This window comes from Croceimicrobium hydrocarbonivorans (genome assembly GCF_014524565.1).
Classification (GTDB): Bacteria; Bacteroidota; Bacteroidia; order Flavobacteriales; family Schleiferiaceae; genus Croceimicrobium; species Croceimicrobium hydrocarbonivorans.
In genome coordinates this window covers 3,958,701-3,980,489 of record NZ_CP060139.1, presented here as the reverse complement: position 1 = coordinate 3,980,489, position 21,789 = coordinate 3,958,701, and the positions used below count along the sequence as shown (strand labels likewise).

At 40.4% G+C, this 21,789-nt stretch carries 15 protein-coding genes; all 15 read right to left on the bottom strand.

What is annotated here, in order from left to right; all coding sequences use genetic code 11:
- Position 1: 1 nt before the first annotated feature.
- The 15 genes from H4K34_RS17845 to H4K34_RS17780 all read right to left on the bottom strand — a co-directional run bounded on the left by H4K34_RS17845 (position 2) and on the right by H4K34_RS17780 (position 21,786).
- On the bottom strand, positions 2-2,059 hold the full coding sequence (locus H4K34_RS17845) for a copper-translocating P-type ATPase (RefSeq protein WP_115869568.1): 2,058 nt from the start codon (positions 2,057-2,059) through the stop codon (positions 2-4).
- 2 nt (positions 2,060-2,061) lie between these two features.
- Positions 2,062-3,294 (bottom strand): TolC family protein, encoded by a 1,233-nt coding sequence (locus H4K34_RS17840; protein WP_115869569.1) that lies wholly within the window; start codon positions 3,292-3,294, stop codon positions 2,062-2,064.
- Positions 3,291-7,115 (bottom strand): efflux RND transporter permease subunit, encoded by a 3,825-nt coding sequence (locus H4K34_RS17835; RefSeq protein ID WP_210758737.1) that lies wholly within the window; start codon positions 7,113-7,115, stop codon positions 3,291-3,293. Before H4K34_RS17835 ends, H4K34_RS17840 begins: the two co-directional genes overlap by 4 nt.
- A 104-nt stretch (positions 7,116-7,219) precedes the next feature.
- Entirely contained in the window at positions 7,220-7,639 is a 420-nt protein-coding gene (locus H4K34_RS17830; RefSeq protein ID WP_210758736.1) for an HYC_CC_PP family protein, read from the bottom strand.
- Positions 7,640-7,717: 78 nt separating this feature from the next.
- Positions 7,718-8,464, bottom strand: coding sequence for a heavy-metal-associated domain-containing protein (locus H4K34_RS17825; RefSeq protein ID WP_210758735.1), 747 nt, complete (start codon positions 8,462-8,464; stop codon positions 7,718-7,720).
- A gap of 92 nt (positions 8,465-8,556) precedes the next feature.
- A complete protein-coding gene (locus tag H4K34_RS17820) occupies positions 8,557-9,126 on the bottom strand; it encodes a helix-turn-helix domain-containing protein (RefSeq protein WP_115869573.1) in 570 nt (189 codons plus the stop codon).
- A gap of 45 nt (positions 9,127-9,171) precedes the next feature.
- The gene (locus H4K34_RS17815) at positions 9,172-10,065 is read right to left on the bottom strand and encodes a cation diffusion facilitator family transporter (protein ID WP_014022293.1); all 894 of its coding nucleotides are present in this window, start codon (positions 10,063-10,065) and stop codon (positions 9,172-9,174) included.
- Complete coding sequence (locus H4K34_RS17810) at positions 10,062-10,853, bottom strand: cation transporter (RefSeq protein WP_014022292.1); 792 nt, start codon at positions 10,851-10,853, stop codon at positions 10,062-10,064. The genes H4K34_RS17815 and H4K34_RS17810 overlap by 4 nt, the downstream gene beginning before the upstream one ends.
- A 10-nt stretch (positions 10,854-10,863) precedes the next feature.
- A complete protein-coding gene (locus H4K34_RS17805; protein WP_210758734.1) occupies positions 10,864-12,078 on the bottom strand; it encodes an efflux RND transporter periplasmic adaptor subunit in 1,215 nt (404 codons plus the stop codon).
- Positions 12,079-12,096: 18 nt separating this feature from the next.
- Positions 12,097-16,464, bottom strand: a complete 4,368-nt coding sequence (locus H4K34_RS17800) for a CusA/CzcA family heavy metal efflux RND transporter (protein WP_210758733.1) — start codon at positions 16,462-16,464, stop codon at positions 12,097-12,099.
- A 184-nt stretch (positions 16,465-16,648) separates the two neighbouring features.
- The gene (locus H4K34_RS18220; RefSeq protein WP_407644575.1) at positions 16,649-16,981 is read right to left on the bottom strand and encodes a DUF6660 family protein; all 333 of its coding nucleotides are present in this window, start codon (positions 16,979-16,981) and stop codon (positions 16,649-16,651) included.
- 45 nt (positions 16,982-17,026) lie between these two features.
- Positions 17,027-17,437, bottom strand: a complete 411-nt coding sequence (locus H4K34_RS17795) for a Fur family transcriptional regulator (RefSeq protein WP_210758732.1) — start codon at positions 17,435-17,437, stop codon at positions 17,027-17,029.
- Positions 17,437-19,536: a Piwi domain-containing protein gene (locus tag H4K34_RS17790; RefSeq protein WP_210758731.1), complete on the bottom strand. Its 2,100-nt coding sequence runs from the start codon at positions 19,534-19,536 to the stop codon at positions 17,437-17,439. The genes H4K34_RS17795 and H4K34_RS17790 overlap by 1 nt, the downstream gene beginning before the upstream one ends.
- 22 nt (positions 19,537-19,558) lie before the next feature.
- Complete coding sequence (locus tag H4K34_RS17785) at positions 19,559-19,849, bottom strand: helix-turn-helix domain-containing protein (protein ID WP_073093954.1); 291 nt, start codon at positions 19,847-19,849, stop codon at positions 19,559-19,561.
- Between the two features lie 119 nt (positions 19,850-19,968).
- Positions 19,969-21,786: a DUF3987 domain-containing protein gene (locus H4K34_RS17780; protein WP_210758730.1), complete on the bottom strand. Its 1,818-nt coding sequence runs from the start codon at positions 21,784-21,786 to the stop codon at positions 19,969-19,971.
- Positions 21,787-21,789 lie beyond the last annotated feature (3 nt).

Sequence of the window (21,789 nt, the reverse complement as noted above, 5' to 3'; positions counted from 1 at the left end):
CTTAATTCTTGATTTGTCTTTTTAATAATTGTGCATTGAAAGCAACTATCACAGTGCTAAGGCTCATTAGAACCGCACCGATGGCAGGGCTGAGAATAATCCCAACACCTGCCAAAACACCAGCAGCTAAAGGAACGGCTACAATGTTGTAACCTGCTGCCCACCATAAGTTTTGCATCATTTTTTTGTAAGTAGCCGCACCGAAAAGAATCAAATTGGCAATGTCTTTCGGGTTACTGTTGACCAAAACAATATCAGCCGTTTCGGCTGCTACATCTGTGCCCGAACCAACGGCAATCCCCACATTAGCCTGTGCAAGAGCAGGGGCATCATTTACACCATCACCCGTCATGGCTACAAATTCACCTTTTTCCTGAAGCTCTTTAATGATGCGTTGTTTGTCTTCGGGGAGTACTTCTGCATAGAAGTTGTCCAAAGAGAGTTGCTGGCTAACTGCTTTTGCCACTTGCTGGTTATCACCTGTTGCCATGTAAACTTTTATACCTCTCTCTTTTAGCGTATTTATTGCTGATAAAGATTCTGGTCGAATTTCGTCTGCAAGGGCAATGTATCCTGCCAATGAATTGTCAATCAAAACAAATACTACCGTTTCATCCTCTGTTTTAAAAGCATCAGCTGGAGTGTCAAATCCCTGCTCTGTAAGCATTCCTGGACTAACAATTTTGATTTCCTGTCCTTTTAGGTTTGCCTTGATTCCTTTTCCTGTAATATTTTGGAAGTTCTCAGGCTCTTGTAAAGTCAAATCATTTGCTTTTGCCTTACGAACGATACCTGCCGCTATAGGATGCTCAGAACTATTTTCTATAGACGCAGCAATTTGAAGTAATTCATTGTCCGAGTAATTGTCTAAAGTACTTTTAAACCGTGTTACCCCAAATTCACCTTTGGTTAAAGTGCCTGTTTTGTCGAATATGATTGCGGTTAGTTTCCTTGCATTCTCAAATGCTGTTCGGTTTCTGATCAATAATCCATTTTTAGCAGAAACAGCCGTGGAAATGGCCACTACTAAAGGGACAGCTAAGCCCAAAGCATGAGGACATGAGATAATCATGACGGTTACCATACGTTCTAATGCATATTCAAAGTCTTTACCGAGGCTCAACCATACTACAAGTGTGGTCATACCTGCTCCTAAAGCGATGTAGAATAACCATGCAGCGGCTTTATCTGCCAGATTTTGGGTTTTGGATTTCGTTTCCTGAGCTTCTTTCACCATTTCTATCACCTTAGACAAGTAGGAATCTTTGCCCGTATGCTTCACTTTGATTTTTAAGGTGCCATTGTCATTGACCGAACCACCAATAACCTGATCATTTCTATGTTTGGTTACTGGTTTTGATTCCCCAGTAAGCATGGATTCATTTACATGACTTTCACCTTCCAATACGATACCATCAGCAGGGATTTTTTCGCCTGGTCTTACCAGTATGGTGTCATTGCCTTTTAAATTATCAATAGGCACATCTTCATGCTCCCCATCTTCTTTAATTCTGCGAGCTGTTGAAGGCATCATTTTGGCCAATTCCTGCAAGGCATTGGAAGCTCCCATAACGGATTTCATCTCTATCCAGTGGCCTAATAGCATGATGACGATTAAGCTGGCGAGTTCCCAAAAGAAGATTTTGCCACCAAGTCCAAATACTACAGCTGAACTGTAGAAATAGGCTACTGAAATAGCTAAAGCAATCAAAGTCATCATACCCGGAGCTTTCTTTTTTACTTCATCTGCGAGACCTTTTAGGAATGGCCAACCTCCATAAAAGAAAATAATGGATGAAAGCACGAATTGAACATATCGATCACCATTGAAGCGAAGTTCATAACCGATTAATCCCTGTATCATTGGTGCAAGCACTACGATAGGCAGGGTGATGACTAAAGAAATCCAAAAGCGTTTTTTGAAATCTTCAATCATGTGGGCATGATGTCCCTGGTGATGGTCATGAGATTCATGGCCATTATTATGATTACTATGGTCATGGTGTTCATGACTATGCTTGTGATCTTCGTTTGTATGATTATGATGTTTATTTTCCATGATTATTTCGATTTAGCTGTGATATAATCCAGTTCTGCTAATGCGATGTGGTATTCCGACAAGGCAGTAGCTTTCATTTTTTGATACTTTAATATTTGTTGTTGCATCCTAAGTACTTCTTCAAAGTCTTTTCCCGAAGTGCTGTAAGCAGAGAATAAAAGGTTTAATGATTGCCTAGACTCCTGTATTTGTTCTTCGTATAACTGTATCAACTCAATCTGTTTTTGGATCTCGAACCAAATCATGTCATAGGAACTGATTAGCCTGTTAGCAGCTTCTTCTCTTTGCAGGGAATAAGATTCTTGCATGAGTTGAGCTTCTTTTTGTGCTGCTTTATATTTTCCTCTGAAAATTGGAAGGCTCACAGACACCATTGGCATAAATACATCTTGACCATTATCAGGTAATGACACATCCGTACGTTGACCTACGATTACATAATCTAAGCCTACACCAAGTTTTGGAAGACCCTGCTTGATTGCGGCTTGTTCACTTGCTTTACTTGCTTCAATTTTCAACTCCAATTCATCAAGAATAGGATTGGACGCGAGTAACGAGTCTTTACGATAGTTTGCAGGTAAACTAAAAGTGAATAAAGAGTCCTGAACAACAATATTGTCGTCATCAGACCGATTCAAAAGCTTATTAAAACGAGTTACAAGAGGTTTTTGCTTTTGTTCCAGTATAGACAAATTACTAGTTGCATCTTTGAGCATAATATCCACCCGCAATACATCTACCATTGAGCCTTTATCGTTTTGAAATTGAATAGTGGCTATCTCTTTGTATGAGGACAGGATGCGTTGATTTTCTTCTTCAATGGAAATCAACTTATGCAGCTCATAGAGTGGATAATATGATGCTGATACTTGGTAGTACAATTTGTTTCGGGCATCTAAAAACTCTTGATATGTTGCTTCTGCCATTAAAGTAGCAGCATCTTCCTGGGCTTTTAAAGTGCCGAACCATGGAAACATTTGTGTCAAAGAAAACCTTGCTCGTTGCGGCCCCACTCTTGTTTCCACCGGAGACACGAAATAACCGAAGGAAAGATTGGGGTCTGGCAAGCTGCTAACTTGTGTCACTTTTTGCATGGCAGCTTCAAAGGATTTGTATTTAGCCTGCAATCCCGGATTGTTTTCTGCCGCTAACTTGAAATAGTCATCTAACGACTGAGCATTTGTTAATGTGGAAAAGCCAAATGCCGTGAATATGATTATGATTATTTTTTTCATGATTGGCCTTTTAAAATTTTACGTTCTTCTCTCCAGCAGTAAATCACCGGAACGATGAAATAAGTGATGGCAGCAAATAGCATCCCTCCAACAGCAGGCAATGCCATGGGTATCATAATATCTGAACCTCTTCCTGTTGAAGTGAGGATAGGTAGTAAAGCAATGATGGTCGTGGCAGTTGTCATTACTGCTGGCTTTATTCTGCGCTGCCCTGCTTCTACTGTTGCCGCTCTTATTCCTTTTATATTATCTGTTTTATTTCTATCAAAGCTTTGATCCAGATAGGTAGCCATCAATACACCATCGTCAGTAGCTATTCCAAAAAGGGCAATAAAGCCAACCCAAACTGCCACACTTAAATTAATAGTATGTATTTGGAATAAATCACGAAAGTTTGTGCCGAAGACTGAGAAGTCTGCAAACCAAATTTGCCCATAGAGCCATAGCATGATAAAACCACCACTAAAGGCCATTGCTATTCCAGTAAATACCATTAATGAAGTAGATACCGAACGGAACTGGAAATAAAGAATGAGAAACACAATTCCTAATACCAAAGGAACTATTATAGAAAGCCGTTTTTCTGCCCTCACCTGGTTTTCATAACTCCCTGAAAACTTATAGCTGACACCAGCAGGTACGGTCAGTTCACCTGAATCAATTTTATCCTGAATTGTGCGTTGAGCATCGTTTACCACGGTGACTTCCGAGAAACCAGCACGTTTATCAAACAGTACATAGCCAACCAGAAAGGTTTCTTCACTTTTTATCGCTTGTGGACCCCTTACATATTCAAAGTCTATGATTTGAGATAATGGAATTTGAGCACCTGTGGGTGTAGGCATTAGTATTTTACCCAATGCTTCAGGGTCATCCCTCAATTCTCTTGGATAGCGAACCCTTACAGGAAATCGTTCACGGCCTTCTACAGTAGAGGTTATTTTCATTCCACCAATTGCGGTTTCTATGGTCTGTTGAACATCCTCAATGTTCAATCCGTATCGCGAGATTTCATCCCTATTTATGTTGAGGTGTATGTAGGGCTTACCTACAATTCTATCCGCAAATACTGCTTCTGCCTTTACAGAAGGCACTTCTTTTAGAACATTCTCCAACTGCAATCCAAAGTTCTCTATTGTTTTCAGGTCAGGGCCATATACCTTGATTCCCATAGGAGCTCGCATCCCCGTTTGGAGCATGACCAACCGAGTTTCAATCGGTTGAAGCTTAGGTGCTGAGGTGACACCTGGTAGTTTGGTGGCTTTTACTATCTCATTCCAAATATCATCAGGTGATTGAATGTGATCACGCCAATTGCGATAGTACTCCCCATTTTCATCTGCAATGAGTTCCTTGGCTTCAATGCCTTTACTTAACCCTTCTTGATTGGTTAGTGAATCACCAGAAACTGTTATAAAGCGATTGTTTTTATCTACTTTAAACCTTTGCCTGTGTCCTTTTTTGTTCAGAATATATTCTGGCTTGTAATTGATAATGTTTTCATACATAGAAATAGGGGCTGGGTCAAGGGCTGATTCTACCCGTCCGAGTTTACCAACCGTTAGCTCTACTTCGGGGATACTGGTTAGTAGCATATCCAACTGGCCTACTATCTTTCGATTGAATGTTACTCCGGAATGAGGCATTGAGGTTGGCATCAACAGAAAGCTGCCTTCATCCAGAGAAGGCATAAATTCCTTTCCTATACCTGGAAAGGTTTGGGACATGGCTGACCATCCTTTGGTCTGATCCAAATTCCATCCAACCTTCTCAAAACCCTTGGAGACAAAACCAAAAACAGCATTGAAGCCAAGCCAAATATTTGCACCTAATAGGATGAGTATAGTCGGGATAATCAAAAACTTGATTTTGTTATTTAAACACCAAGTGAGGATTTTTTTGTATTGAAATTCCAATAGCCTAAACGCACCGAGTATAACACCGACCAATAGGGCAACAAAAACAAAGTTGAGGAGAAGGGATTTAGATGCACCTAGTGGTAACCAATATTTTGCCAGCAACCAAATGACTCCCAACAGGACAATGATTAATTCCGCATACTTGAGTAAGAACTTTATTACAGTCGGAAGTGAAGCATTTTTGAGCTGTTCAATGTTTTTTACAATACCGATGATTCCAAATTGAATTAGTAACACTCCCGTCCAAACCTGTCCAATAAAGAGGCTTATAATTCCAATAAGTACTAAGCCGTAATGACCATACTTTCTTAAAAACTTGTTTTTGATATTGAATCCAAAAAACCAATGTGCCAGCGTTGGTAAAATCAGCAATGAAACGATCAATGCAGCTAAAAGGGCAAAAGTCTTTGTAAAAGCCAGAGGACCAAACAGCTTGCCTTCTGCTGCCTGCATGGTAAATACAGGGACAAAACTCACAATTGTGGTAGAGACAGCCGTTAATATCGCAGTGGCCACCTCTGATGCTCCATTGTAAATGGTATCAATTAGTTTTTGGCTTGGTGGGGCTTCATCAATATGCTTGATGATATTTTCAGAAAGAATAATACCTAAGTCCACCATTGTTCCGATGGCAATGGCTATTCCTGATAGTGCTACAATATTCGCATCGACACCAAAGTATCGCATGGCAATAAACACCATGAGCACGGCAATGGGCAAAAGGCTGGAAATAAGGAATGAAGCTCTTAGGTTATATACCATCACAATCACCACCAGAATGGTAATGAGAATTTCCAGCGACAAGGCTTCTTCCAGTGTACCTAAGGTTTCATAGATCAATTCTGAGCGATCATAAAACGGGACAATTGTAAGCTGGCTTTCTCTACCGTCAGCCAATGTTTTCTTGGGAAGGCCGGGTGCTATTTCAATAATTTTGGCTTTTACATTGTTGATGACCTGCAAGGGATTCGCTCCATATCGAGCTACTACAACGCCACCTACTACTTCAGCACCATCTTTGTCCAAAATACCTCGTCTTGTAGCGGGGCCAAGAGATACTACACCAATGTCTTTTATCCTTATAGGCACATTGTCTTGTACTGCAACTACTGCCTTTTCTATGTCTTCTACTTTCTTGACATATCCTAAACCACGAACTAAATATTCAGCCTGATTGATTTCTATGGTCTTTGCACCAACATCCTTATTGGATTTTTGTACTGCCTGCATGACTTTATGCAAGGGGATGTTGTAGGCTTTCAATGCGTCAGGATTTACATCAATTTGGTATTCCTGAATAAAACCGCCAATGGAAGCAACTTCTGAAACTCCTTCTGTTGCATTTAATCCATACTTCACATAGAAGTCCTGAACTGTGCGGATTTCGTGCAAATCCCAACCGCCAGTTGGATTTCCGTTTTTGTCCCTTCCTTCAATGGTGTACCAATACACCTGCCCTAAGGCGGTGGCATCTGGCCCCAATGCAGGCTGGACGGCATCAGGGAGTAAGCCAGAGGGTAGTGAGTTGAGTTTTTCGAGTATTCTGGATCGTGACCAATAGAACTCCACATCTTCTGAGAAGATGATATAGATACTGGAAAAACCGAAGATGGATGAACTTCTAATAGATTTTACTCCTGGGATTCCTAGTAAATAAGTAGTTAAAGGATAAGAGATTTGATCCTCAATATCCTGTGGCGAACGGCCAGCCCATTGGGTAAAAACAATTTGTTGGTTTTCTCCTATGTCTGGTATGGCATCCACCGGAACAGGGTCAGAAGGCAATGCACCCACTTGCCATCCAAATGGAGCAGTTACAATTCCCCAGGCTACAAAACCTGTAAGGACGAGAACAGTGACCAACTTATTCTCTAAGAAATATTTTATGATTTTATTGAGCATAATACAATTGAATTTGATTGAACAGAAAAGAATTGTTCAATGGCAGGAAATGCCACTATGCTCCATAGTCACAAGACCAGGAACATCAAATTGTACTATGCGGATTAAATTAAAAAGGTCTGAAAAAGGACTTGAATATCCTTATCAGGTATGGGAGGAGAGTAATAAGTGTTATGAACAAAAGCTTGATCAGCAAATAGAATCGGCTGAACATAAGTGTGAATGAAAGCAACAAAGAAAACAGGATTCACATCAACAGAGAAGGCTTGAAGATTTGCATTCTCATCTAATTGAAGTACCTCATGTTGATTTTCACAACAGGGTTTAGGTTTTACCTGTTCTTCTGAGGATGGTTCTTTTTTGCAGTCTCCATCCATATCGGACATTCCGCAATCAGGATTATGAAGTCCGATTGAAAAAGAAGTCTCAACCGCTACGCCACCACAAAAATGTGTGTTCATAGAGAAACCCACGCTGGAAACCAACATGAGCAAAGCAAGCGATATGGAGATTATTCTTTTCACTTATAATGCAATATACGGATTTCTTACAGAGAAGGGTTTATAGAATTTTGAGAAATGATTACAGAATTTTGTAACGACCTAAGTGAAAACAAGCATAGCTGCAGCCATAGCTACCATGGATAGATCCTCTACAATGGTGACTGTACTCATGGGTAAATTGAATACATCTCCCAGGCAGGCACATTTGATCTTCTTCTTGTTCAGGTTGCTTTTAATCACTCCGATGCTGCTTATGCCCAAGACGATAACTGTCACCATGTTTGTGAAAAACGGTGCAATATTCAATAAATAGAGCAATCCCAGGGCTAGTTCAACAAATGGGTAAGCGTATCCCCAGGCTTTCCATTTAGCGGCTACTATATCGTACATTCGATAAGAGTTCGCAAAGCCTGTCAAGTTTAGCAGCTTGAAAAAAGCAAAGACAATGAAGAACCCTGCCATAAAGTGGCGCATCCACAACATCCCCGAAAATTCATTGAATGGGTATTGGCTCAAAGCTGTTACCACAGCAATGAACCCTACAATAAGGATCAGTGGTTTGTAGGTGGTAATGGACTTCTCAGCGAGTGGTTCTTGTTTTTTGATCTTAGGGAGCGGAGCTTGTACGGTCTCTTGATATTCTTCAGAAATGGCATAGTTCCCTACCTTTTTTAATGCCAGATTAATTTCTCCAAGGTCTAAAGATTCATCGGAGATAATCTTTGCCTGTGGGTATTCCAGTTGAATAGCGGCTTCTTGTATCTCTTCGATTCCATTGATCGTTCTCTTCACTTTGGCCAAACAGCCAGTGCAAGTCATTCCGGTAATTGTATATTCTTTGGTCATCTTGTTATCGTATTAATTGTCACGATACAAAGATGATCGGTAAGCTGCTTGTGGCTGTTACACAATTTTGAAAAAGGCTTATGAGATTTTGATCACAGCTGATCCAGTGATTGCCGTCCCGGATTTCTCATTTTCTTAAAAGCTGTGGGGGTCATGCCCGTCTCTTTTTTGAATTGGGCGGATAGATGGGCTACACTGCTGTAGTCCATTTGATGAGCAATCTCTGAGAGCGTTAGCTCATTGTAAAAGATGAGCTCTTTCACTCGCTCTACTTTTTGTTTAAGGATAAACCGCTCAATAGTGACTCCTTCGACAGAAGAGAAAAGCCTGCTGAGAGAAGAATACTCCTGGTGCAGTTTATCAGCTATTAGGGTAGAGAAATTGATATTTAAGGCTTCTTTGTTGTGATGAATTTGATCTACAATGATCGCTTTGATCTGTCCGATCAGTTTCGACTTTTGATCTTGAAGCAACTCAAAGCCTCGTGCTGCCAGTAGTTCCTCCAGCTGTGATTTCTGATCACTCGTGATGTTGTTTGGTGTATGAACTTCTCCGAGTTCAATGGAGGAGGTTTCTATATTCAGGTTATCCAAAATGTCCTTCACTGTGTCAATACAGCGAGGACAAACCATGTTTTTTATGTAGAGGGTGTTTAGCTTCATTTTGTTTTAATCTGATATTTTTTCATCACTTATCAAATGATTTGATCAACAATCCTCCAACTCACAGTTTTCACCCTGTGCTTCAAACTCTATGGTAATGTGATTAATCGATTCATCTTTTAATTGTGTTCTTACTTGCTCTTTGAGCTTAGCTTGTTCTGAAAGTTTGTAGTCTTTATCTAGTCGAAGGTGAAGTGTAAGAATGTTGTACTGGCCGTCCATCGACCATGCGTGGCAGTCATGGATGTCAGTAACTTTTGATATGTTCTTGAGCTTTTGCCGAATGTCGTCAATGGAAATTTCCTCGGGAATGCCCTGAAGAATTACTAAAAGGCTCTTTTTGAGGTTTTTGTAAACATTGTACAAAACAAAAAGCGAGATTAGTACTGAGAGTAACGGATCTATAAATGGTGCATCTGTATACATCATAATGACACTACCTATAAGAACGGCCACCCATCCCAAGACATCTTCTAAAAGATGTAGTGAAACTACTTTTTCATTCAGAGATTCTCCTTTTCGGAGTTTGAAAACAGCTGCACCATTTACTACTATTCCCAAAATCGATAGATAGAGCATGCCTTCAACATTTGTTTCCCCAGGATTAAAGAGTTCAGGAATCGCTTTTGTCAGGATGAATATTGACCCTGCCACTAACACAATCGAATTGATTATCGCACCAAGCAATGAGAATCGTTTGTACCCGTAAGAGAATGTCTTGGTTCTACCTTTCTTGGATAGCTTCTGAAAGTACCACGAAAGTCCTAAACTGAGGCTATCTCCTAAATCATGCAGTGCATCCGACAGGATAGCCAAACTATTGGTATAGAGACCACCAATGATCTCAATGATTGTAAAGGCAAGGTTGAGAAAGAAGGCTACTTTTACATTGCCCTCTGAATGATTATGTGAATGATTGTGATTATGTCCCATAATCATTTTGCCAATTTCAGTATTCGAAAAGCACCACGCATAACAAAGGAGAAAACAACACCACCAACAACCAGATCCGGCCATTTACTTTTTAGAAAATAAACCAGAATCCCAGCTAGTATTACCCCTCCATTCACTATAATATCATTAGATGTAAATATCGCACTGGCCTGCATGTGAGCTTCATCACTTTTAGCTTTGTTGATCAGCCAAAGCGAGACCAAGTTACCAATTAAGGCAAGTACCGAAATGATGATCATCCATTGAAACAGCGGTGTTTCGCTTTCGCTGAAAAACCTGCGCAAAACTTCTGAAAAACCTAACAGAGCCAATCCCATCTGAAAATAGCCACTGATTTTGGCTACTTTCTTCTTACGAGAAATAGCTGCACCGACAGCAAATAAGCTCAGGCCGTAGACGATGGAATCTGCCAGCATATCCAGCGAGTCAGCCACCAGACCCATAGAGCGGGATATCCATCCGGTAGTCATTTCTACTACAAAGAAGCCGAAATTGATGCCCAATACCCACCATAGTATTTTCCTTTGATGCGATTCGTCAACAACTGAAGGCAAATCAGCGTCTTCTGTGTTTTCCAATTTATCGTTTAGGTTCAACTCGCTGATAGCCTGATGAATTTGATCTATGTCACCAATGTGGTAAATTCCAAGTTGACGGGAAGGTATGTCAAATTCAAGGTGTTTTATATTGGAAAACGACTCCAATTTCATACGAATTAACTGTTCCTCAGAGGAGCAGTCCATTCTCGATATTTTGAATATTGTTTTTTTCATACTTCTATCTTTAATCATCATCTCCCAGCTCACCCTTTTTCATTTCTGCTAATAAGTAATATGCATTGTTCCAAGCGACAGTTGTACCTTCTTCTAATGGTTGGAGAAGTTTAACTTCTATCCAACCGTTATCCATTGCTCCAACAATAATTTCCTCCGGTACAAATTCCCACTCAACTTCACCATCTTCATCTTTCTTCTCAGCCGTGAAAATGAAATATTTATCACCATCTCTAATTACAGCAGCTTCAGGCAGAGCATAACAACGAACGTCATCAATTATGATACGTCCCCGCACATACATACCGGGAATAAGCAATCCTTCCTTATTATGAATTTCTGCATGAAGGTGAATGGCCTTAGGGTCTTGCTCGAATGCTTTACCTACTGAATAAATGGTTGCTTCCAGTTCTTTTCCTGGCAAGGATTCAATAGAAAACTTAACTTTCTGGCCTTCTTTTACCTTGTGTATGTCTTTTTCAAACACCGTTAAATCGGTATGGATGTGATCTATATTGACGATTTCAAACATCTCGGTTTGTGGCTGTACATATTGGCCTGTTTTTACATTTACATGTCGTACGTATCCTGAAATAGGAGTGGATACTGGTACTTGATCGTAGATTTCACCTTGCTGTATTTTCATAAGGCTCAATCCCAATAGTCTTAACTGTGCTTCATAACCTACTACCGTTCCTTTCATTGACTGGTAATCCGCCTGTGTTTTCTGAAATTCTTTTCCTGACCCTACTTTTTCATCATAGAGCGTCTTTTGACGCTGGTATTCTTTATCAATGTATTGAAGTTGGTTCCAGCTATTGATGTAATCGGTTTGTAGTTTAATCAGGTCAGGATGGTTGAGGTATGCCAGTACCTGTCCTTTTTTTATTTTATCGCCTTCAATTACTTTAATGCTGATAATGTTCGCACCTATGACGGCTGTAACCGCTGCTTCATTTTGTGGGGGTACTTCCAATTGTCCGTTTGCATCCACATAGGAGGAGATGTTGCGAAGTGGTAAAGTATCTACCTTCATTCTTAGCGATTGAAATTGCTGGGTAGAAAAGAGTACTTCTTCAACATGTTCTTCTTCTAGTTCTTCCCCTTCTTCTTTATTCACCGAGTTTCCACACGATACAATGAATAAACTTGCTGCAACGAACAAGCTGCCAATACTCCAAGTCTTTAACAATGGAGTAGTGTAATTTTTTATGTAAGAGTTCATATTATTCAGTTTTTTATATTATTGACCAATCAGGTATTCCAGATTGATAATGGCCTGGTTGTACCCGTTTAATGTATTGAGATAATTGAATTTCAGTTCCAGCCCCTGATTTAGATTTTGAAAATATTCCACATAATCTATGGCTCCATTCTCGAAACTCTTTTGAGCATTGCCAATGATGAGATTTGCTTGTGGAATTGCTTTGTCCTTATAGTAGCTCAAGCTCCCCCCGTATTTGAACACTTCCTGTAGCTGCTGTTCGTACTGCCCCTGAAGGACGGAAGTGTAGTAATTAGCATTGGTTTCGGCCATCTGCTCTTTGAGCTGGGCTGATTTTATATTGGCCTTATAAGAACCGTAAAATATCGGTATTGAAATGCCAACTTGCACTCCGGAAAATCGATTAGAAGGGCCTGCAATATCACCAGTTGTAGTTAATTGTCCTATTAGTGATTGATTGAAATATCCGACTGATAACCCGGGCAGCATTTTGGACGACTGGACTGCTTTTTCAGCACCAGCAATATCAATCTGCTGTTTGGCATAGGCAAGTAGAGGATTATTGGCTACTTGTGTTGAATCCTGAATACCCGCCATAGTCCTTTCGGCTAAGACCCCTGGCATAAAGTGGATTCCGGTTGTATCGTTCAGGAGGATACGAAGCTGCTTCTCCTGAATGGCAATGTCCGATGCTATTAGTTTAAGTGTATTTTGGATTTCCATCACCTTGGTTTCTGCTGCTGCTTTTTCCAGGTAGCTGGTAGCTTCCGTTTCATAACGGATGGTGGCTGCATGTAGAAACCGACCATAAATAGTATCCTGATACAACAACAACTTTTCCTTTTCCCTTAAATAGGCAAGTTGATACCAACTTTGGCGGATGTCTCGTTTCAGGCTGTTCTCAGTTACCGCCAGTTGCATCTGGCTTCCTTCCGTCTTTTCTTTTGCCAGTTTGTGCTGGTTGGTATAGACCGTTGGAAAATCAAATTGCTGGGTCAGGTTAAGTGCAAAATCATTTTCAAAACTGTTGTACTGCCCATATTGTGCACCTATATTGGTCTTGCCCGGATCAAAAGCAGCTTTTTTCCCTTGTTCCTGCAACTCGATATTGGTTTTCGCTACCTGCACATTGCCGTTATTCGATAAACCGATCCTGAGGGCTTCCTCTAATGTGGTGACTGTTTTATCTTTAGTCTCTTGAGCTTTCAGTTCACCGGACGAAAAAAGAGTGAATCCACCAATCAGTATCAGAATAGTCATGGCTTTGGGTATCATTACTTTGGAGCTTCTGTTTTCTACCCACCTGTATAATATAGGAAGCACAAATAAGGTAAGTAAAGTGGCTGTAATCATTCCGCCAATTACCACGGTCGCTAAGGGTTGCTGGACTTCTGCACCTGCCGAGGTAGAAACAGCCATTGGCAAAAAGCCAAAGACATCTGTGAGTGCTGTAAGAAGAATTGGCCTTATCCGCCTTCTTGCGCCTAACCGGATACGTTCATTCAAATCGCTTACACCTTCATCCTTCAGTTCGTTCCATCCACTTATGAGTACCAATCCATTTAATACCGCTACTCCAAAGAGTACAATAAAACCAACGCCTGCTGAAATACTGAACGGCATATCTCTCAACCATAAAGAGAAAACCCCTCCAATGGCTGCCAATGGAATGGCCATGTATATCATCATGGATTGTTTGAAAGACTTTAGAGCAAAAAATATGAGTAAGAATATCAATCCCAAAGCAATTGGCACAACTACTTGTAAGCGTTTACTTGCTCGTTCCAGGTTCTCAAAAGCGCCCCCATACCGTATGTAATAACCAGGGGGGAGGTCAAGCTTTGCGTCCAACTTTTGCTGAATTTCTTCTACAAGTGATTTTATATCACGTCCCCTGACATTGATGCCTACATAAGTCCTGCGGTTGGTATTATCCCGGCTGATTTGCATGGGGCCTGGTTGGTAGCTTATGTTTGCTACTTCTTTCAGAGGGATTTGTGAGCCGCTGGGTAAACTAATGTAGAGGTTCTTTATATCGTCAATGCTTTTACGGTGTTGTTCATCTAGTCGAACGACCAAATCAAAACGTTTTTCACCTTCAAAAATTACCCCCGCCTTACCACCTACAAAAGCTGATTGAATCAACCTATTCAGGTCTTGGATATTTACCCCATATTGAGCCAGTTTATTCCGGTTATACTGCACAGTCATTTGGGGAAGTCCTGTTGTTGCCTCCACACGCATATCACCTATGCCTTGAGTCCCGGCAATAATCTTTGATATTTCTTCCGCTTTTGCGGCCAAGATATTGATGTCTTCCCCGTATAATTTGATGGCAATATCCTCCTTAATTCCTTCTAACAATTCGTTGAACCGCATTTCGATGGGCTGGGTAAACTCGAAATTGACACCTGGTATCTTTTCCAGTTCCTCTTTCATTTTATATATCAGATCGTCTTTGCTTTCGGCAGAAACCCATTCTTCCTTGGGAGCCATTATGACGAATACATCTGCATAATCAAAGGGCATAGGATCTGTTGGGATTTCGGCAGACCCAATACGGCTAACTATCTTCAGTACTTCAGGAAACTTAGTCTTAACAATACCTTCTATTTTGGTGGTGGTTTCGATGGTTTCCGATAGCGAGCTACCCGGTTTTAGAATAGCATGAAATGCAATATCTCCTTCATCCAACTGTGGAACAAATTCTCCACCCATGCGTGAGAAGGTAAAGACCGCCAAGCCGAGCAATACAACCGCTGAAACGATTACCCATTTGGCTTTTTTTAATGCCCTACCCAATGTGGGGTCATAAATATTCTCAAGCCAAAGGACAAAACGATCACCCCATGAAGCTTTATTACTGTTGCTTGTACGAATAAACCAAGCCGACATCATAGGAACATAGGTTAGGCAAAGGATCATAACACCAATCATGGCAAACATGAAGGTGAGTGCCATCGGCTTGAACATTTTACCCTCAACACCTTGTAGGGCAAGAATCGGGATAAACACTATGAGTATAATGAGTTGACCAAAGAAGGCAGCATTCATCATTTTGCTTGAGGCCGAATAGGATACTTCATCTCTAACCTGTGCAGTGATGTTCTGTTTTTTCAATACACGTTCATGAAGGAGAAATACGGTGCTTTCCACAATTATTACAGCACCGTCTATAATGATTCCGAAATCAATGGCTCCCAGGCTCATCAAATTTGCCCAAACGCCAAAAACGTTCATTAATACAAAAGCAAACAATAAGGATAGGGGAATAGTTGATGCTACGATTAATCCACCACGCCAATTCCCAAGCAGAAACACCAAAACAAAAATGACAATCAATGCCCCTTCCATCAGGTTAGTGCTGACTGTGTCTGTTGTTTTTGCTATGAGTTTACTTCTGTCAAGTAGTGGTTCAATTACAATACCTTCAGGTAAGGATTTCTGAATTTCCATCATGCGTTCTTTCACACGAATTATTACATCATTGGAGTTGGCTCCTTTGAGCAATAACACTAACCCACCTACAACTTCTTCACCATCCTGCGTTAGTGCACCATAACGAACCGCATTACCATATTGAACTTTTGCTACATCCTTGATTCGGATAGGCAGGTTATTCACATTTTTAACCACTATGTTCTCAATGTCTTTCAGATTTCTGGCTAAACCTTCGCCTCTAATAAAATTGGCTTGATGGTTTTTCTCGATATAAGCGCCACCTGTATTCTGATTGTTGGCTTCCAGTGCATTGAAAATATCAAGAATAGTAATGCCAATTGCCTTCAGTTCATCTGGGTTGATGGCCACTTCATACTGTTTCAAACTTCCTCCAATGGCGTTTATTTCTACCACTCCGGGAACCATTGCCATTTGCCTACGCACAATCCAATCTTGCATCGTGCGTAAATCAGTGGGAGTGAATTGGCCTTTGTGAGTAGAATCTACTTTTAGTGTGTATTGATAGATTTCTCCCAACCCGGTGGATATTGGCCCCATTGAAGGCTCACCAAATTCTTTTGGGATACTTTCTTTGATTTCTGCAAGCTTTTCAGCCACTAATTGCCTTGGCAGATAAGTTCCAATATCGTCTTCAAAAACGATAGTTACTACCGATAAACCAAATCGGGAAACCGAGCGGATTTCAGTTACACCGGGTAGGTTGGCTACTGCCACCTCCACTGGATAGGTAACAAACTGCTCAATATCCTCTGTGCCCAGGTTCGGAGCTTGTGTAATGACCTGTACCTGGTTATTTGTAATATCCGGCACAGCATCTAGCGGTACTTGGGACGCACTCCATAAGCCACCAATAATGAGGGCAATGGTGAGCATGCCAATAATAAGCTTGTTTTTTATTGAAAATGAAATTATTTGATTAATCATAGCTTTACTTTTATCAGGATCTCTTGATAAAGAAGTCCTGATGTTTATGACTTTTAAACATGTTGATTTGGAAATACAAGCCGTACTGTTCTATTGGACTGTAGGCGTAGTGGTGGTTATTGAATATCACACATGTGACTTGAAAATCACATGTGTTAATACCTTTGAATAAGTAAGCAATAACCTATTCGGAGAACTTTGGGGGATGCCAAATGGCATTGATTAAATTAAAAGAAATACCATTGTTGTAGTTTCTGGGCAACTTATTATTATCCGCAAATACCAGATTGATAATTACCCTATTGTTTCCAAAAGAGATTGCATGTACATGACTACATTGACAACCGCAGAGTGGGGGGCAATTTTCGTTATCCTGATTTCCGCTCTCCTGCTGACTAGATTCTGTATTTGAGTAGTTGTAAACACCATCATACGAGTTACTACGACAAGCTCCCTCAATAGGGACTGTGGAGAGCATCAGCGTAAACGTGGCGAATATCAAAGATAAATACTTCATTGGTCACAAAGATAATGAAGCGATAGTGCAACCCGATTGCAAAGGTTATTGGTTACACTTATCGCATAATCCTTTAATGACCATGTTAGCTTGTGCCATTTTAAAATTATTTGGTAGATTGACTAAAGGAATAGGGTGGTCTAAAAGGCAAAAAGTCATTTCACATGAAGTGCAATAGAAATGATAATGAAGGTCTTTTGGATCGCAATTGCAGCCTTCTACACATACAGCATACTTGGTCATCCCTGAGCCATCTTCGATACTATGGATCACCTTATGATCTTCAAAAGTTTTTAGTGTGCGAAAAATTGAACTTCTGTCTGATTGATCGAGACCAACTTCAATGTCCTTTAAAGACTGTGCTTTCTTTTGTTCTAATAGGTAGCGCAGTACTACTATCCTTACAGCAGTCGGCTTTACGTCCTTAATTTTAAATATTTCTTCTATTCTGTCCATTACAAGAACCAAAGGTTGTCTTTTCCAAATTCAGGTATTTCATTACCATCAAAATGAGGGAGCATTTCTGCGACCATTTCAGGGTATTTGATGGTAACTGGTAAGTTCTGTTGTCTTACTGATTTCCAATACATACGGCTGAACTGATACACCTGATCTATCAATTCTTTTACGGTCTTATATTCCTCTACCAGCTCTTTTTCTGTGCAAAAGATTTTCAGCTTGATCGGGAACGGAAAACCGTCATGGAAGCTGTAAAATTTTGGATTGTATCGTGTGTTGTTGAATAGCAGGAATTTATTGTACCCAACCTTTATGAATGTGCCACTCATTGGCATAAGGTCTTTCCAACTGTTGTCAAATGCAACAATGTCTGAGGATTCTGTTTTGTTGATGGACACTATAAATACCGGAATGTCTAATCCAAGGTCTTTGAGGCCGTCTTCTATTGGTTGAAGTTCATCTTGCCTCATACTCTTGTAGAAGTGTATCACAAGCCGTTTGATGCCTGTATTTACATTAGCATACTCCTTTACTGCCCTGATAATTGAACCTGCTAACTCCTTTGTTTGGTCTTTTTGGAAGCACTCAAAACGGTTGAATTTCCCATTGTTAGCGAAGCTAAAAGCACTTCCTATATATTGTATGTCAACTTCTGAGTTTCTAAATGCTCCAATGCCTACTATCAATTCATTTTTGAGCTTTGTATCCAGCTTCCAAGGGATGCCGTTCAGTTTGGCTAAAATGGCGATAGCAATATTCGGTAGGCTGTAATAGTACTTTTCGTTGGTCAATACCTTCTCTCCGTCAATTACCTGTGAGGATACGCCTTCTTTCAGTAGCAATTCTTTCAGCTTGTAGTATATCTTCCTTCTTGATTTGTCTGGAGCATTTTTGGAGAATGGACTGATATAAATGGCGATGTACTGAATGTCAGATTCAAAGTGTTTATTGGTAATGGCTTCATAGATTTCTGGCCATGGATCATCTCTGTCATCAAACCTTATACTGAAACCTTTTTCGGTGTGGTAAGTTGTATGAATAAACTTGACCAATCCTTTAAAGCCAAACTCAGTTCCTTTGAAATAACTGTCCATCTTCTCTGCGATGGGCTGATCATCTTTATGAAAGATAAAAAAGTAGTGAATTTTAGTAGTAGGGCTTAATCCGAAAGGACCATGCTCTTTCATTCCATCCATTGGCACGATTCCAGACTTTTCTTCACCGAATAAAAGGCGGTTACTGGAATTGTTGACTGACCCGATATTGATTTTATTGACTGCTATGAATCCATTTGAGGTAATTGGAATGATTGCTTTGAACTCCTCTGTATTTAGGTATTGATTGTAGAACTTGTCGATTCCCTCTCTAAACTTTTTGTACTTATTGGTTTTGTCCGGGGCTTCCGTTCCTTGCATTAGTGCATCTCTGATTTCGAAATTCCATACGGGATACACCTTGTCATATTCTCTTTTGCCACTATCAGGCAACTCATCAAATCGGTACAGTCCTTTTTCATACACTACCCAATTAATATCTGTCGGTGATACATCCTCTAAAAGAGTGGAGACAGGAACCTTGAAGATTTTGGATTTACCTTCAAATGTCACCAACAATTCCAGACTATCGGAAACGGTCTTAAACTGTACTTTGAGTGAGAAGCGGTCAAATATCTTGTACTGACCAGTTGTATCCTGTTTTTCGCTTGGAAGCCAAACTTCCGTATCACTTATAAAATTGGGCTTTACTAAAAATCCTTTCCCTTTGAAATGACTATGAATAAGCGAATTGTAATATCGCTTTAGTACTGAAGATGAGAAGGTAGAATTGCGAACAGCATATGAGCGTTCTTCACCTGCCTCATTTGTCTTGGTTTCAAATAAAGGAGTTGTTGGTTTGGATACTGCTAAGAATCCGTCCTGCTCAACTGTAAATGATGTGTAATAATGGTCTTGCTCCCCATACTTTTCAATAACCTCATCAGGTACAAGCGATTTGTAGATCCTTGTGAGGTTGTCATGTTCCTGGTCAGTGAAGTAAAAGGTTTGTTCTTCCTGCGGGTGATTGAATGTGAGTATGTTGAAAGTATGGTTAGGCATAAAGATGTACTGTTTGGTTAGTTCATTTTTTTAATTGTAATTTTTTTAATGCCAATTCGACAATTTCCTCAGCTAGCGGTTCTTTGATTAAATCGTATGCAATTTTTTCACTATATGCTTGAACGAGTAATTCCTCTTCTGTAACCTTTAAAATCAAAGCGAGCTTTTCAATTTGTTTTCTTGTTGGAAGTCGATCACCATTCTCAAACTTGCTTATCATAGAGGTGTCCACATCTGTAGCAGCAGCGACTTGTCGCATTAATAGCCCTTGTTTTGTTCTTAATGCTTTCAGTCTAGAACCGAAGTTATCCATGTTGGCAATATATTACTTGACAAATAATGCCAAATATAGGAAAGAAAAAGAAGAAACGAAGTAGGTAGATTTGTGGATTTAATGTTTCAGGATTTTAAGGAAATGGAGGATACCAAGGATTAATTTTCCTTAGCATCCTCAGAATCCTGAGTATCCTCAATCGAGGTGTTTATGTAGTTGTCCTGAGACTCACGATGAATCAGTCCTGATTTACAGAAGTCAGTGATATAACCTTCTGCCGTTTTGTGAGGAATGCTCAAAGCTGCTGCCACTTCCAAGTACTTCTGACGATTGAAGTGCTTGGGCAGCTTGTTCAAGAATTTCTCTTTCCTGTTTAATCGAGTAGGTTTCTGAATGTCCTCTGGGAGTTCTGCAAATACTTTACTCGAATGCTTTACCAACACTTTGACCATAGCAAGCGAAGCTTGGAAGTCTCTTTCTTCACAAATCATCTTTGATGATGTTTCACCTGTTTCCATGATCCGTAAAGCGGAGAATATCATGCAGAAACGATAGGCGATTAATCCTAATCTTCGGATGGTTGCCATGTAGTCGATTCCCTGAATGCTCATGTACTTTTCTTGTATCTGACCAAAGAACTGATTGAACTGGTCTTGCTGGTCAGCGGTGAGAAAGAATTGAACATCCTGTCCAGCTTTCAAAGAACTATAAAGGCTAAAGAACTCATTGCCTAACGCATCAAAGTAGTCGTCTAATCCATTGGCAGTTTGCGAAGCAAATACATTCTTCCACACTGGCCGAACATTCATGTAATAGAATATGAAACGGCTGAATAAGCCGTTTTCTGCATTCGGGATTAATGCCGCTACTTGCTTGGGTGTACCTGAAAGGACAGTAGAAAGACAAGGGCTTTCAATGTCTACATATTCACGGTCTGTCCTGCGATAGTAGGAAATAGTTTCATGGTGAAAGGCTTTTCTAAAGCCGTCACTATAGTTGCCGTAATCGCTCTTAAAAGCATGTGCAAGTGTGTCACCCTCAGTTTCAAATATCAGTCCTTTACCATCACTATCTCCCAATAATTGATAAGCTCCTGTGGAGCTGTTATTGGCAGGTATAAAGAGCATCTTTTCGGGTGGCTTCTCGGGTTTCTCTATTCCTTCAACTTTCCCTTTGTTGGCGTTGTATTCAGCCAATTCCAGTTCGTAATGTTGCTTGTGGAGTTTGGCTTGCTCCCTGAACTCTTTGTGTACTGGATTCACTAGTTGGCGACAATGCACCAAACGACCTTTACCTGCCGAGGCTTGGGCGGTAATGAATAGAAACAGATTGGAATAGACACGCTTGCCATCATAAATACCTGACACTTTGGGTAAACAAGCACTAATAGCCACTAAGGAGCCAAGGAGTAGAATATCCCTTTCCTCATTGGAAGTGGCTATCTGTATTACCTTTTGCAAAAACTCAGGAAGTTCAGGAAATAAGGAATCAGAAAAGGTTGGCATTTGTTCCGGTTCTTTCTTGATTTCTGCCTGAGTATTGAGATTCTTGCTATGATTCTCAGACCTGCTTGCAGGGCTGTAGGCTTGTCTTTCCTGCTTTGGTGTAGTCAGTGGTATTCCTGCTTCCTTGGCATGATAGAAGAAGGTTTTCAGGGAAACTCCCTGACCCCTTGCCTTCATGCAATTATCAAACTGCTTGTCGCATTCCTGTGTGGAATACTCAGGATGATATTGACTAACACGGTGAAACAGGTTTCTACCTGTCTCACCAAACTCATCCGCAAAGGCAAAGCCGATGTTTACCCAATCGCTGTAAGCGGAGGTGACATCTATGTGGCTGGCCTCAATGCCTTGAATGATTCGTTCAACTTCTTCGAGTTGTGTACTTGTATTGTATTTGCTTTGCTCTGTAACTTTTACTTGCTGCCCTGGCTTATCAAGCCATTCCAACGGATTGAATGTTTTTCGCTCCATAAC

What these genes read in the sequence shown, in the direction of transcription:
- H4K34_RS17845 (WP_115869568.1), bottom strand. Translation starts at nt 2,059, where the DNA reads ATGGAAAATAAACATCATAATCATACAAACGAAGATCACAAGCATAGT.
- H4K34_RS17840 (WP_115869569.1), bottom strand. Translation starts at nt 3,294, where the DNA reads ATGAAAAAAATAATCATAATCATATTCACGGCATTTGGCTTTTCCACA.
- H4K34_RS17835 (WP_210758737.1), bottom strand. Translation starts at nt 7,115, where the DNA reads ATGCTCAATAAAATCATAAAATATTTCTTAGAGAATAAGTTGGTCACT.
- H4K34_RS17825 (WP_210758735.1), bottom strand. Translation starts at nt 8,464, where the DNA reads ATGACCAAAGAATATACAATTACCGGAATGACTTGCACTGGCTGTTTG.
- H4K34_RS17820 (WP_115869573.1), bottom strand. Translation starts at nt 9,126, where the DNA reads ATGAAGCTAAACACCCTCTACATAAAAAACATGGTTTGTCCTCGCTGT.
- H4K34_RS17815 (WP_014022293.1), bottom strand. Translation starts at nt 10,065, where the DNA reads ATGATTATGGGACATAATCACAATCATTCACATAATCATTCAGAGGGC.
- H4K34_RS17810 (WP_014022292.1), bottom strand. Translation starts at nt 10,853, where the DNA reads ATGAAAAAAACAATATTCAAAATATCGAGAATGGACTGCTCCTCTGAG.
- H4K34_RS17805 (WP_210758734.1), bottom strand. Translation starts at nt 12,078, where the DNA reads ATGAACTCTTACATAAAAAATTACACTACTCCATTGTTAAAGACTTGG.
- H4K34_RS17800 (WP_210758733.1), bottom strand. Translation starts at nt 16,464, where the DNA reads ATGATTAATCAAATAATTTCATTTTCAATAAAAAACAAGCTTATTATT.
- H4K34_RS18220 (WP_407644575.1), bottom strand. Translation starts at nt 16,981, where the DNA reads ATGAAGTATTTATCTTTGATATTCGCCACGTTTACGCTGATGCTCTCC.
- H4K34_RS17795 (WP_210758732.1), bottom strand. Translation starts at nt 17,437, where the DNA reads ATGGACAGAATAGAAGAAATATTTAAAATTAAGGACGTAAAGCCGACT.
- H4K34_RS17790 (WP_210758731.1), bottom strand. Translation starts at nt 19,536, where the DNA reads ATGCCTAACCATACTTTCAACATACTCACATTCAATCACCCGCAGGAA.
- H4K34_RS17785 (WP_073093954.1), bottom strand. Translation starts at nt 19,849, where the DNA reads ATGGATAACTTCGGTTCTAGACTGAAAGCATTAAGAACAAAACAAGGG.
- H4K34_RS17780 (WP_210758730.1), bottom strand. Translation starts at nt 21,786, where the DNA reads ATGGAGCGAAAAACATTCAATCCGTTGGAATGGCTTGATAAGCCAGGG.